At 70.0% G+C, this 13,059-nt stretch carries 13 protein-coding genes; 5 read left to right on the forward strand and 8 right to left on the reverse strand.

Annotated features, from left to right (window positions below; genetic code table 11):
• Positions 1-94: 94 nt before the first annotated feature.
• From FHS42_RS05980 to FHS42_RS05995, 4 genes are all read left to right on the forward strand, one after another.
• Complete coding sequence (locus FHS42_RS05980) at positions 95-529, forward strand: ATP-binding protein (RefSeq protein ID WP_184569446.1); 435 nt, start codon at positions 95-97, stop codon at positions 527-529.
• The gene (locus FHS42_RS05985; RefSeq protein WP_184569447.1) at positions 526-984 is read left to right on the forward strand and encodes a hypothetical protein; all 459 of its coding nucleotides are present in this window, start codon (positions 526-528) and stop codon (positions 982-984) included. The genes FHS42_RS05980 and FHS42_RS05985 overlap by 4 nt, the downstream gene beginning before the upstream one ends.
• Before the next feature lie 204 nt (positions 985-1,188).
• Positions 1,189-1,677: a beta-class carbonic anhydrase gene (locus FHS42_RS05990; RefSeq protein ID WP_184569448.1), complete on the forward strand. Its 489-nt coding sequence runs from the start codon at positions 1,189-1,191 to the stop codon at positions 1,675-1,677.
• A gap of 290 nt (positions 1,678-1,967) precedes the next feature.
• Positions 1,968-2,474, forward strand: coding sequence for a beta-class carbonic anhydrase (locus tag FHS42_RS05995; RefSeq protein ID WP_184569449.1), 507 nt, complete (start codon positions 1,968-1,970; stop codon positions 2,472-2,474).
• A 90-nt stretch (positions 2,475-2,564) separates the two neighbouring features.
• Here the strand turns inward: FHS42_RS05995 and FHS42_RS06000 are convergent, their stop codons facing one another.
• The 4 genes from FHS42_RS06000 to FHS42_RS06015 form a co-directional block, all read right to left on the reverse strand.
• The gene (locus FHS42_RS06000) at positions 2,565-3,908 is read right to left on the reverse strand and encodes a CynX/NimT family MFS transporter (RefSeq protein ID WP_184569450.1); all 1,344 of its coding nucleotides are present in this window, start codon (positions 3,906-3,908) and stop codon (positions 2,565-2,567) included.
• Between the two features lie 153 nt (positions 3,909-4,061).
• Positions 4,062-4,775, reverse strand: coding sequence for a FadR/GntR family transcriptional regulator (locus tag FHS42_RS06005; protein ID WP_184569451.1), 714 nt, complete (start codon positions 4,773-4,775; stop codon positions 4,062-4,064).
• Positions 4,776-5,136: 361 nt separating this feature from the next.
• Positions 5,137-5,349, reverse strand: coding sequence for a hypothetical protein (locus tag FHS42_RS06010; protein WP_184569452.1), 213 nt, complete (start codon positions 5,347-5,349; stop codon positions 5,137-5,139).
• Between the two features lie 391 nt (positions 5,350-5,740).
• Positions 5,741-6,712: a LysR family transcriptional regulator gene (locus tag FHS42_RS06015; protein ID WP_184569453.1), complete on the reverse strand. Its 972-nt coding sequence runs from the start codon at positions 6,710-6,712 to the stop codon at positions 5,741-5,743.
• A 334-nt stretch (positions 6,713-7,046) separates the two neighbouring features.
• On the opposite strand from FHS42_RS06015, the gene FHS42_RS06020 reads away from it, so the two are divergent.
• Positions 7,047-7,283 (forward strand): hypothetical protein, encoded by a 237-nt coding sequence (locus FHS42_RS06020; RefSeq protein WP_312866736.1) that lies wholly within the window; start codon positions 7,047-7,049, stop codon positions 7,281-7,283.
• 191 nt (positions 7,284-7,474) lie between these two features.
• On the opposite strand, the gene FHS42_RS06025 is transcribed toward FHS42_RS06020, so the two are convergent.
• The 4 genes from FHS42_RS06025 to FHS42_RS06040 form a co-directional block, all read right to left on the reverse strand.
• Positions 7,475-8,644, reverse strand: a complete 1,170-nt coding sequence (locus FHS42_RS06025; RefSeq protein WP_246494222.1) for an XRE family transcriptional regulator — start codon at positions 8,642-8,644, stop codon at positions 7,475-7,477.
• Between the two features lie 474 nt (positions 8,645-9,118).
• Positions 9,119-10,312: a S1 family peptidase gene (locus tag FHS42_RS06030; RefSeq protein WP_184569455.1), complete on the reverse strand. Its 1,194-nt coding sequence runs from the start codon at positions 10,310-10,312 to the stop codon at positions 9,119-9,121.
• A gap of 466 nt (positions 10,313-10,778) precedes the next feature.
• Positions 10,779-11,150: a hypothetical protein gene (locus FHS42_RS06035; protein WP_184569456.1), complete on the reverse strand. Its 372-nt coding sequence runs from the start codon at positions 11,148-11,150 to the stop codon at positions 10,779-10,781.
• A gap of 127 nt (positions 11,151-11,277) precedes the next feature.
• Positions 11,278-12,945 (reverse strand): MFS transporter, encoded by a 1,668-nt coding sequence (locus tag FHS42_RS06040; protein ID WP_184569457.1) that lies wholly within the window; start codon positions 12,943-12,945, stop codon positions 11,278-11,280.
• Positions 12,946-13,059: the final 114 nt, after the last annotated feature.

A 13,059-nucleotide genomic window follows, 5' to 3' on the forward strand; every position in this document is an offset into this window, starting at 1 on the left:
CACGGTGCGCACACGCACCGTAAGGCACCCCGCACCCTCCGTGTGGGGTCGTATGGCCTGGTCAGGCTAACCACGGGTCGAGAGCGTTGGGGGCATGAACCGAAATTCGCCACCCCTCGTGGTGGACAGACCGCCTCGCTGGCCCCACACGTATCAGCAGAGGTTGCGCGCGGAGCCTCAACACCTCGCAGGCGTACGCCGGATCGTACGAGCGCACCTGCGGCTGTGGGGGTGGGGAGATGAGCTGGTGGAGGCGGCGGCCTACTGCGTAACGGAGCTGGTGGCCAATGTGCATGAGCATGTCGATCCGCCCGAGTGCGAGTTGACGCTGCGCAACCTGCCGGACGGTGTGCGGCTGTCCGTAAGCGACCGGTCGAACTCCCGGCCGGTGGCCGTCGAGGGGGCCGAGTTGTGGGTGGAGAGCGGGCGCGGGGTGCTGTTGGTCGGTGCGCTCGCCGAACGGTGGGGCACGGAGGCGACGGAGACCGGCAAAGAGGTCTGGGCAGTGCTGCGGGAGGTGGCCGGATGAGCGCGGGGCGGCGGCCCGTGACGGCGGCGCTGATCGAGTCGGTGGGGGCGTGGTCGTGGGTGGAGGAGACGGGGGCGGGGCCGCTGGCGTTCCTGTTGCTGGCCCGGCCTGAGGCGAGCGGCCCGCCTTTGCTGCGACTCGCGGACGCGCTGGGGCTCGTGGAACCGGCGGCTGAGCTTCCGTACCTCGGGAAACGGGTGACGGTGATCGGCGATACGCGGGTGGCCTTGGAGGTGCCGGGGGCTGACTACTTGATGGAGGTGAAGGTCGGTGCGTGGTGGGCCGAGCAGGTGGGCGGCGGCGTACCGGTGGCGGTCGTGGTCGGGCTCGCGCCGCTTGCGCGGTGTGCGCCGCCGGAGGAGGTGGAGGCGTATCTCGGTGTGAACGGCCTCAAGGGGCAGTTGCGGCTGGGTACGGCGCTCGCCCGTACGGGAGACCACGCACCTGCGGGGTGACGGGCGGCGGGCGCGGTGACGGGCGGCCCTGCGGACGCGTGCTGCGGGGTCTGCTCAACTCCGGTGCGGCCCGTGTTTGTTGCGGGGGTGATACAGGCGTGTGTGGGCAGGGCCGGTCGCCTTCCGTCCGGTTTCGGGCGGCCATACCGTGCTGGGGCGGTTACAGGAAGTGGCCGTGTGGTGGTTACAGAAAGTGGGCGTCCCATGTCCGTCACCGATGAGTACCTGGCTCACAACGCGACCTACGCGGACTCGTTCAGCGGCCCCCTCCCGCTGCCTCCGGCGCGCCATGTCGCGGTGGTGGCGTGCATGGACGCACGGCTCAACGTCTACGCGGCGCTGGGACTCCAAGAGGGCGAGGCGCATGTGATCCGCAACGCCGGGGGCGCGATCACCGAGAACGAGATCCGGTCACTCGCCATCAGCCAGCGCCTGTTGGGCACCCGGGAGATCATCCTCATCCACCACACCGACTGCGGGATGCTCACCTTCTCCGACGATGCCTTCCGGCAGCAGATCGAGGAGGAGACGGGCATCCGGCCGCCGTGGGCCGCTGAGGCGTTCGGTGACGTGGAGGCGGATGTGCGGCAGTCGGTACGGCGTATCAAGGCCAGCCCGTTCGTGCCGCATACGGATGCCCTGCGCGGGTTCGTCTTCGACGTGGCGACGGGCAGGCTCAACGAGGTGAAGTGAACCGCCGGCCCCCGTGCGCGCGCCCCGGCGCGCACGCGGGGGCCTGCCCGTACGCGAAGTTGCTCGGTTGCTGGTTGCTGATTGCTGGCTGGGGCTGACGGGGGCGGGGGGCTGGTTGGGTCGCGGTGCCGGTGCCGGGTGGGCGGTTGGGCTGAATGCGCCGTTCGCGCCGTCTTGCGGTACTTCGCGCGCGTGTATGCGCCGGCGCGCGCGTTCCGTACGGGCTGCGGACTTTCTACGGTGCGGGGTGCCGGCTACAGATCGTGTCGGCTACAGAAAGTGAGCTCCCCGTGTCCGTCACCGATGTCTACCTGGCCAACAGCGAGACCTACGCGGCCACCGCCAGCGACGCGTACGCCACCGAGCCCCCGTCCAAGCGCCTCGCCGTCATCGCCTGCATGGACGCGCGGATGGACATCTACGCGATGCTCGGCCTCAAGGTGGGAGAGGCGCACGTCATCCGCAATGCCGGGGGCGCCGTCACTGATGACGCGATTCGTTCGCTCGTCGTCAGCCAGCGCGAGTTGCAGACGCGCGAGGTGATGCTGATCCACCACACCAAGTGCGGGATGCTCGGCCTGTCCGATGACGCGTTCAAGCGGGAGATCCAGGACGAGACGGGCATTCGGCCGCCGTGGGCCGTCGAGGGGTTCGAGCGGCTTGAGGAGGACGTACGGCAGTCCGTACTTCGGGTTCTGGTGAACCCGTTCGTGCCGCACAAGGACGCGGTGCGGGGGTTCATCTACGACGTCGATGCGCGGTCCCTGTACGAGGTGGAGTGCGAGGGGCTGGCGTAGCGGCGTCGGCGGGCGCGATGGCGTGCTCAGGGCTTGTGCCGCTCAGGGCTTGGGCCGCTCGGGCCCTGAGCGGCTCGGGCCTCGTGCTGCTCACACCTTCAGGTTGCGGCCCGCGCCGAGGCCGAGGGCGGCCAGGCCCACGCAGACGCCGAGGAGCAGAAGCAGCGGCAGCGTCCAGCCATCGGTGACCTGGTGCACCGCGCCGAGCGCGAGCGGGCCCGCGGCGGCGAGCAGATAACCCCAGGTTTGGGCCATGCCGGACAGGCGCGCCGCGGTATGGGCGTCCCGTGCGCGCAGCACCATCATGGTCAGCGCGAGCCCGAGCGCACCACCCTGGCCGATGCCGAGCAGCGTGGCCCACAACCAGGCGCCGCCCACGGGCGCGATCAGCAGGCCGACGACTCCGCTGGCCATCAGGGTGGCGACGGTGACGGCGAGCATCCGCTGGCGGGGCATCCGCCCGGCGAGCAGCGGCACGACGAACGAGCCAACGCCCTGGAGCAGGGTGCTGTACGCGAAGACGAGCCCGGCCGTGGACTTGCTCATGCCGTGGTCGGTGAAGACCGTGGGCAGCCAGGCGATCACGACGTACGCGACGAGTGACTGCGACCCCATGAACAGGGTGATCTGCCAGGCGAGCGGGGTGCGGGAGAGGCGCCGAGATGAGTCGGCGGCGGTGTCGGTTGTTGTGGTGGTGCCGGTGGTGCCGGTGCCGTCGGTGGTGGTGTTCGCGCCGGTGGTGGGGTGGGCCGGGGTGGCGGCCGGCTGGCCGTGCTGGGTGCCGCGGCGGGAGATGACGGCCTGCGGAACCCAGAGCAGCGCGGCAAAGGCGGCGAGCAGGGCCCAGGAGGCGAGCGAGCCGCGCCAGCTGCCGAGCGCGTTCTCCAGGGGGACGGCTGCGGCGGCGGCTGTGGTCGCGCCGATGATCATCGAGGTGGAGTAGAGGGCGGTCATGGCCGCCGCACGGTCCGGGAAGTCCCGTTTGACCAGGCCCGGCATCAACACGTTGAGCAGGGCTATCGCCGTACCGACGAAGGCACTGCCGACGAAGAGCGTGACCACCGGCGGCGCGACGCGCAGCAGGATGCCGCCGCAGAGCAGCACCAACGCGCCGAGCAGCGCGGTTTCCGTACCGAACCGGCGAGCCAGCTTCGGTGCCAGCGGCGATGCCAGCCCCATGAAGATCAGCGGAATGGTGGTGACCAGGCTGGTCGCGGTGGCCGCGAGGCCGAAGTCGTCGCTGATCTCGCTGAGCAGTGGGGAGACCGCGGCCAGCGCCGCGCGCATGTTGAGCGAGGCGAGGACGATGCCGACGAGGAGCAGAGCGGGGTGCGCGCGCAGCGTGCGGCGCGCGACGGCCACCGGTGGGGCGGGGACCAGGTCCTCTTCCGCGTCGATGAGTCGTGCATCGGGCGTGGTGTTGGGCCCGGACATAGGCGGCATACCTTTCGTTGGGCTGGGGTGGGCTGGGGCTGGGGCGGGCTGGGCTGAATTCGCCGGGGGGTGTGCCAGGTGGGCGCCGGGGGATGTGCCAGGTGGGTTTTTGGCGCGTGTTACGGGGTGGAGTTTCGGGGGTGTGCGGCGGGGTTACGCGCCCGGGGCGAGCAGCGCGTCTACTGCCCGTTTTGGCACATCGAGCAGCGCTCGGGCCGCGCCTTCCGCGGCATCCGGGTCGCCGGAGGCGATCGCATCGACCAGCGCCTGATGGTCTACAGGGTCGATGTGCGGCATGTCCTGGTCGCCGTGCGCGGTGACCAGGGCCTCGCGTACGGAGCTGCTGAACCAGCCGTATGTGGCGCTGAGCGCGGAGTTGTGCGCCGCGTCCACCACGGCGGTATGGAATTCGACGTCGTGATCCGCGTACAGCTCCAGGTTGTCGTACGGCGGCTGGCCCTGCGCGCCCACCAGCTCGGCCTGCGCGGCGAGCGCGCCGAGCATCCGCTCCAAATCGGCGGGCTGATGCCGCAGCGCGGCGAGCCGGGCGCCTTCGGCCTCCAGGGCGATGCGGAGCTCCAGGACGTCGCGGATTCCCGCGCGCTGGATGCCGCGCAGCACTGCGGCCGGATCGGTGGTGGACACGACGAAGGTGCCTTCGCCCTGCCTGGACTGGAGCATTCCGGCGTGAACGAGGACGCGTACCGCCTCACGAACGGTGTTCCGACCGACCTGGAGCTGCTCGGCGAGCGCGTGCTCGGTCGGCACGCGGTCCCCCACCTGCCACTCGCCACCGGCCAACTGCGCTCGTAGCTGCTCCACGACGGTATCCACCAGGGACTGCCGCCCCGCTGCCCGCAGTGTCATGGCCTTCGCTCTCCTGTGCTGGTGCGTACGGATGTGGTTCGGGGTGCTGTGCGTGGGCGTGGGTGCGTGGGTGCGTGGGTGTGGGTCGGGGGTGCCGTGCGTGGTGAGTACGGGCGTGGGTCGGGGCGCTGTGCGTGTGGGGGGCGCGGAGGCGGGCGAGCTTGGGGGAGGCGTGGGGTGGGCTTGAGGTGGTTGTACGGGGCGCTGCTAGATGGGGTTACCGGGTCATCCTACAACTGCGTTGACGCCCTGGGCAGGCCCGTACGACGTGATGGGCACTACGTGTCCACGACAGGGAACGCTGAGGTGACGCCGTCACCGGAGGGGATGGGTGCCCGGCCCGGTGATCGGCCGGTGCTGCTCAGCCCGGGTCGCCCTCGCCGCTCTGGTTGTCGGGGTGTGGGTGCTCGGTGATCATCTGGTTGAAGTCGCTCACCCTTCCGGCCGCCTGTTGTGTTCTGGCAGCCGTCCGGCCGCGGTCCGCCGCGAAGCACACCCGGCAGTCGGGGTGCGCCACGGGTTCGAGTTCCGGCATGGGCACTACCGGTTCCGTTGTTGTGCTGTCTGCGCTCACCGTTCCAACCGCCTTCGTCGCCCTGCCTACGTCCCTGAGAGGTGCAACCCCTAGATGCCTTAAGCCTTGCGGAAAGATTGGATTTGGTACACGGAACGCGCGCGACCAAACGTCTTCAGTGGGCGGGCTTTTGGGGCACTGCCGGGCAGCTGGTTGACATGGGGCCCGTGAAACCCTCCCGAGGGATCGCCTCGGCGGCAGCGCGCCACGTGGCGTCGGTGAGTGCGCCGCCCTCGGCGAGCTTGTCCGCCGGGGCCGCCCGCAGTTAAGTGGGTGTGCTCACGTACCGGAGCTGTGCTCACGTACCGGAGCCTTTCTGCGGCTGGTCGGCGATGGCTTGGGTCGGCGGTTGGGTGTCGATGAGTACGGGTCAACTGGGCGCACACGAACGTCAGTTGGTCGCTTGGGTGGCCGGTGGTGTGACCGCTTCCGGTTCGCGAACCGGTCCCCGGCCCGGGATGTGTGGGGTGAGCGTGGGTGGGGTCAGGCTTTCGGCTACCGCGTCGGCGAAGGCCAGGGCGGCTGGGCTGAGGGTTTCCCAGCGGCGGACCGCCCAGCCGGTGGCGAGTGGGGGCAGGTCGGGGATGGGGATGAGACGTAGCCCCGGGTGTTCGGCGGCGCGCCAGCCGGGGAGGGCGGGGACGATCGCGTGGCCGAGGCCGAGTTCGGCGAGCAGCATCGCGGTGTCCCAATCGGCGACGCTGGTGGAGGCGTCCGGTTCGGTGCCGTGCTGGGCGAAGTGGCCGTCCAGGGAGCGGCGCGAGGTGGAGTTCTCGGGGAGCCGGATGTGTCGGATGTCGGCCAGGTCGTCGCGGTGGATGGTCGCGCGGGTGGCTAGTGGATCGTTGGAGCGTACGGCGAGTACCCACGGCAGATGGACGACGGTGCGCTGCGCTACGCCGCGTGCCGAGGGGCCGATGGTGATCCAGGCCAGGTCGGCGGTGTCGGCGGCCAGCGCATCGAGGCAGCCGCGTCCCGAATGGGAGGTCTGGAACTCCAGGCCGACCTGCGGATGCCGGGTTCGGAAGGCGACGACGGCCTGTGACATGAAGTGGCGTACGGAGATGGCGCCCGTGGTGATGCGTACCGTTCCTGCCGCGCCGTCGCGTATCTCGTGCAACTGCCGTACGACCAGGTCGAGCGTGCCGATCCCGTCGCCCGCGGCGCGTCGCAGCAGCCGTCCGGCCTGGGTTGGAGCGACCCCGCGCGGCTGGCGCTCCAACAGCGGCAGGCCCAACTCCCGCTCCAGACGGCGCACCCGCTGGCTTACGGCGGACTGGGTGCAGGACAGATCGCGGGCCACGGCGCTGAGGCTGCCCGCATCGCAGACCGCGACGAAGGCGCGGAGATCATCGAGGGTCATCCGGTCACGCTAGATGAGAGGCGATGGCCAAGCCAGAGCTTGGAGAGTTGGAAGAAAACCCGTGGATTGACTTGGAGATGGCCAGCGCAGATCCTCAAGTGCAGGGCGAAGTCGGCACCGCGGAGCCGCTCACCCTGGGGCGGCAACCCGTCCGTATCGGCGGTGTGTGTCCGGACGCGCAGCGCGGTGACGGCCGGGTGCCGACCCCTTGTCTTGTCGGCTCCTCTTTTGTCGGGTGGGCCGTTTTTTGCGGGGTGTGGCGTGTGTCCCGCTCGCGGGGTGCGCCGTCTGTCCCCCTGGTGGCGCGTGACGTCTGGCCGCTCGCCTTTGCGGGGTGGGGCCCGTCCGCCGCGGGTCCGCTCTGTCCGCTACGGCAATGGTGCGCGGGGTGCTGGCCGGGGAGCAGGGCCCGCGCCGTGACGTCGTCCTGCTCAACACCGCGGCGGCCTTGCGGATCACGGGCCGGTGCGAGGGGTGGGACCAGGCGGTGGCGCGGGCTGCCGACGCCATCGACGACGGGACCGCTCGCGATGTGCTCACCCGGTGGGTGGAAGTGTCCCGATCGTTGTGACCACGGGCAGGGGCCCCGCCTCGGCGGCTGGCCGCCCTCCTCGCAAGGACGGCGCGGCCCGCGTGGTTGGCCGCCCTCCTCGGACGCACGGGGCCTACCAAGGAGAGCGGGCCAGGGCCTACTGAGAACAGCGGGTCAGGGCCTGCCAAGGACAGCGGGGCGCGGTTGCCGACACCGCGGAGCCCGACTCGTCAGTCGTCGGGCCACTCCCACGACATGCCGTGGATGCCCGCAGGGCAGCGAATAGGGAGCATATGGGCCGTGTGGGACACATCGATCGCTATCCGCCGGCTGTACCGCTGCTCCGCCCCGAGATGCTCGCGGTAATAGCGGTGACAACTCACCGGTAGGGCGTCCGGGTGGAAGTACACATGGAGCAGGTACTCGCGCAGGTTGACCCGGGTACGGCGCTCGTGGTGGGTGGAGACCAGCTGGCTCCGGCCGAGCGAGATCTCGTAATCGACCACCACGGTCTCGTTCTTGGCCAGTTCCCGGCCGAAGAGGATCTCTATCACGATGCTGCGGAGCTCGGGCAGGAAGCGTATGGTGCCGGGCTTGCCGCACCGCACGACCACGTCGATCGACTCGGCCGCGGTGTCGTCGATGCAGTGCACGACCGTGACGCGGCTGGCGCCGGCGCGAGTGGCGCGCAGCACCTGGTGCACGGCCGTGTTGCGTATGCATCGATGCTCGTCCAGGCGCACCGTCTCGCGGATGACGAGAGAGCTGACGTCCTCGTTGAAGTGCGCGAACGCCGCGCCCAGCGCCTGTTCGACGGTCGAGTTCTCGCCGAAGATCCGTTGCGATGCGGTCAGGTCCTGTGTTTCGTTGACCGCTCGGCCACGCGGCCGGTGCGGGCCGAGCAGGCAGCGCAGGGCGCCTACGGGCAGCGCGAGGATGTTCTCCAACTCGTCCACGGCGAGTAGCGACTGGACCCGTTCCGGCTGGCTTCGGCCGCGCTGCCAGTAGCTGAGGGTGGCCAGGCTGATCCGTATGCCACGGGCTTCAAGCCGTTCCCTGACCCGCTCCAGCGGGAGGCCGCGCTGGCGCAGCGCCTCCCGGAAGACGGTGGCGAACGATGTTGCGGCGGTGGCGTGGGTGAAGCGCGGGGCGTGAGCGGCGCCGCTGTCGCAGCCGCCGGGCGCGATCGGTCCGGTGGGTGGGGTCGGCTCACTGTCCGCGTTCGCTGCACTATCGGCGTTCGGCCCGCTGGGCGTGGCTGGTCCAGTGTGCGCGGCTGATGCGGTGGATGCGGTGGGTGCGGTGGGTGCGGTGGGTCTGGTGATGGGAGCCGTTGGTCCGGTGGGTGCGGTCGGTTCGACGGGGGCCGGGCGCGACGTGGTGGCGTGCACTCGTGTCATGGGCGGCGCCCCGGTGGCGGCAACCACCCGCGTCCTGCTGGCCGCAGGCAAGGCGGACACGGGCCCAAGGGCGGCCGGGAAAACGACAGGTGAGGCCCCGGGCGCAGGTGGGCAAACGACGGACGCCGGCCTGTGCGTGGGTGGGGGAACGGATGCGGGATCGGCGGAGGCAGCCGGGCCCGATGGTGGGGTGGGGGTCGGGGAGTCGGTCGGGTCGGGGGGCGCGGCGGCGTTCGTGGCGCTGGCCTCCAGGGTGGGCGCGGCTCTGCCGCCTGGGCCGTCACCTGGGCCGCCGTGGGGCGTCTTGGTCATGACGTCTCCGGTGGATCGCACGGTGTTGCGATGGCGTGACGCGCGTCGTGGTGATCGGTTGGGGGCGACGGCGTGGCCTCGCGGGGTCCCGATGCCAAACAGTGCGGGGGCCGCTCACCGTATCCGGCGAGCGGCCCCCGTGTCCCGTGGGGTGAGTGTGACTTAGCCCAGGTTCAGGCTCAGCTTGTAGTACGACAGGGCGTCGTCGAGGGGCTGGAAGTAGGACGAACCGGCCGAGTTAACGCCGGAGCACTGCTGGCCGATCGGACCGCCGGACGTCATGCCCTGGGCCTGGCTGCCGGAGATGTACGCGCCGCCACTGTCGCCGCCCTCGGTGCAGACCGAGGAGCTGCCCAGACCGCGCACGACCGTGTCGGGGCCGCCGTTCTCGTCCGTGTAGGTGACCGTGACGTTGTACGACTTGACCTTGCCGCAGGTCCACTGGGTCGTCTGGCCGGACTTGCACATCGAGGCGCCGGACGCGGCGCGCTTGCTGCCCTTGACCGCTATGGTGCCCGCCGAGCCGTACGTGCCGACCTTGGTGGCTATCGAGTCATCGGAGTCCACGCGGGCTATGCCCATGTCCACGCTGTTGGTGCCGATCCCGAAGCGGGTGTGCTCACCCTTCGCGAAGCGCTCGTTGTTGTAGGAGAGGACCGGCAGGTCCGCGATGCAGTGGCCCGCGGTGACCAGGTACTGGCGGCCCGACGAGTCCTTCGCGCCGTAGCCCACCGAACACAGGTAACCGTTGAAGGTCATCCGGCTGCCCGGGTAGACCACGGTCTGCGGGGCGAGCTGCTGCTTGCCCTCGACCACGCGAACGGCCTTGCCGAACGACTTGGCCTGCTTCAGGAACGCGCGGGCGCCGGCGCTCTTGTCGTTCGCCACCTCAATGGTGACGGTGTCCGACGCGAGGTCCACGGACCACGCCGAGACGCCGGACGGCGTCTGCTTCGTGGCCTTCGCATCCAGCTTGGCCTTGATCGCGTCGAGCGCGGACTCGCCGCGCGCCGGGACCCGTGCCTTCAGGCCCGCGTCCTCGATCTTGTCGGCGGTCTTGGCGTTGGGGGCGTTGACGACCAGCGTGCCGCTCTTGTCGAAGAACGCGCCCTCCGTCGCGATGCCCTTCTTGGCGAGACCGGCGAACGTGCCCTGCTGCTCCGCCTGGGAGTCCAACCGCTCAACCGCGGCCTTCTCGCTCACGCCAAGCGACGTGGCCAGGGCCTGCACCATCTTCGGCTCGTAGCGAGGGGTTGCCGAACCCGAGTCATCCTTGGCCTGCGCGCCGGACACGGCCGAGACGGAGAGCAGGGCGCCAACTGTGGCGGCAAGGACGTACTTCCGGGAAACTCTCACGGTGTTTCCTTCCGGTTGCAGAACGGGCGCCCAGGCAGGGGGGTTGGGAAACACGCTGAAATGCCAACGTGCTTCCAGGGAGGGCGCTCGTCTGGCGGCGTGGGTGGGGACCGATCGCCGCGAACCGAACTGTGACGCAGCAAACACTTCGCGAACAAGGTTTCTTCACGGGTGTTTTTTCAACAGAGTTGCATAAATCTGTGATGGCAGGCCCGGCTGCACGGGTGGGCCAGCCGTCTGACGTGCGACGCTCGGGACCGGTTCCGCTTCCCGTATTCCGGCATGTGGTCGGGGCGTTGATGATCAAAGGCGAGCTGGAGAAGACCTCTGCTTTGCCGCTGATTCCGCGGGTATTTACGGACTTTGCAGGCTTTAGCTGGCCCTAACGAGCCTTCTATGGGGCTGCTCGCACGCCTTCAGGAGGCTGTCCGCGTGCCTGTCGTGCGCCTTCCCTAAGCCGTACCGATCACCAGGCCACCCAGAGCGCGCAGGCGAGTGGGGCGATGAGGGCGATCGCTCCGAGCACGGCGAACTGGTGGGTTCCGGGGAGCCCTCGCATGGCCGGTGAGCAGTACGAGAGGGCGCACAGTAGGGGAGAGACCACCATGATCAATACCGTGAGGTACAGGCCCTCCCATCGTGGTGCGAAGCCATCCAGCGATGGACTGGCGCCGAACATGCCAGCCAGCGCGCCGAGCACCATGCCGACGATGACTTTGGCCCACTGCCAGAACACGTAGTACAGGCAACAGACGGCGGTGAACCACAACGGCAGGCCGAGCGCGATGGCGCCCGCGTTGTTGCCCGCGCTGGTGTGGAGTCGGGTTGTGTGCGGCATGGGCACGACCCTGTCAGCGGGGGCTGGTCGCCGAATGAGTACCGCTACTCATTCCGCACCCAGGACGGCGGCCCGTCCGCTGCCTGAGCAGGACGGGCCGCCGGGTACGCCATCAAGAGCCCATCGGCTACTCCATGGCGGCGGCGGGCTCCCGGCGATCCGGGTCTTCCGCGGCGGGTGGCGTGGACGTGGCGTGCGGTGCACCGGTGGGGGCGCGCTCATCGCGTACGACAGCGAAGACGAGCAGCGCCGCGGCCACCGCCGTAAAGCCTGCGATCAGGCAGACCCGGTCGATGCCGGCGGTGAAGGAGTCGCCGACGAGCCGTTCGACGGCATGCCGGGCGGGGCCGGGCGAAGCGGCCGAGATGACGGCGTCGCCATGGCCGCCGCTGATCGCCTCGGCCGCGTGGTCGGCTGCGTGCTTGGCGGCGGCCTCGCTCTGACCGCCGTCCCCGCCCACGCCGGCGTCCGCTCCGGTGCCGTTCGCCGTGGCGCCGCTGGTGAAGGCCGACCGTACGCGCGCCGCGAAGATCGTGCCGAGCACCGCGATGCCCAGCGCGTAGCCGAACTGGCGCGCGGTGTTCACCGCGCCGCTCGCCATCCCGGACCGCTCCGCCGGGACCAGCCCGAGCGCCGCCGAGACCAGGACCGTCATCGCGAGGCCGACACCGAGGCCGGTCACGGTCATGCCCGGGGTGAGCGCGGTCCAGTCCGCATCCCCGTCCACCAGCGCGGCGTTGATCAGCGCCCCCGCCCCCACGAGCAGCAGCCCCACCCCCACCGGCACCTTGGGCGGCAAATTGCTCAGCAGCCGCCCGCCGACCGCGCCCACGACCAGCGCCGCCACCGCGAGCGGGGTCACCGCAAGACCCCCCTCGATCGGGCTCATGCCCAGCACCGACTGAAGCCACATGGCCACGTAGGTGAGGTAGGGAAAGGCGCACGCCTGGAGCAGTGCCGCGGCCACCATCAACACCACGAACGACGGCCGGCGCAGCAGCCCAAGATCGAACATCGGGTGCTTCAACCGCCGCTCCACCACCGTGAAGCCGATCAGCGCCAGGCCCGAAGCGGCGAGCGAAAGGACCGCACCCGTATCGCTCCAGCCCGCTTCGCCGCCGCGGATCAGCCCGTACGTCAGGGCGCCGGCGAAGGCCGTGAAGAAGGCTGCACCCGCCCAGTCCACGCGCACATCCGTGCGGCCCTTGGACTCGCCGAGCGTACGCAGCGTGAGCCAGGCAGTGAACGCCGTCAGTGGCAGGTTGACCAGGAAGATCGCCCGCCAGTCGGCGTACTCGGTGAGCAGCCCGCCGAGCACGGGGCCCACGGCCGCCGCGGCGCCACTCGTACCGCCCCACACGCCGAACGCCACGCCGCGATCGCGACCCGTGTACGTCGCCATGAGCAGCGGAGTGTTGGTCGCGAACATCGCCGCGGCGCCCACGCCCTGCACCGCCCGGGCCGCGACCAGCAGCCCCTCGTTCGGGGCGAGCCCGCAGGCCAGCGAGGACAGCGCGAAGACGGCCAGGCCCAGCAGGTACACCCGGCGCCGCCCGAAGAGGTCGGCGACTGAACCCGCCGCCATCAGCAGAGCGGCCAGCGCCAGCGCGTAGATGTCCATCACCCACTGGAGGGAGGTGAATGATGCGTCCAGGTCGCGCGCCACCTCGGGCAGCGCGCTGTTCACGATCGTCACATCCATGATCAGCATGAAGTTGCCGAGCGTGATGGCGACCAGTGGCCACCATTTACCGCGCACACCGGCTGGGGCACCGGCTCCGCCGGGTATCGACATGATTTTCTCCCTCGTTGTGTTGCTTGGCATACGCCGACAACATTCCGGCTGACCACGCCCTGTTTCTAAGCCAGACCCTTATTGCGCGGCGTTAATCGACACGAGCTAGCGTGT

Source organism: Streptomyces zagrosensis, from assembly GCF_014203645.1.
Classification (GTDB): domain Bacteria; phylum Actinomycetota; class Actinomycetes; order Streptomycetales; family Streptomycetaceae; genus Streptomyces; species Streptomyces zagrosensis.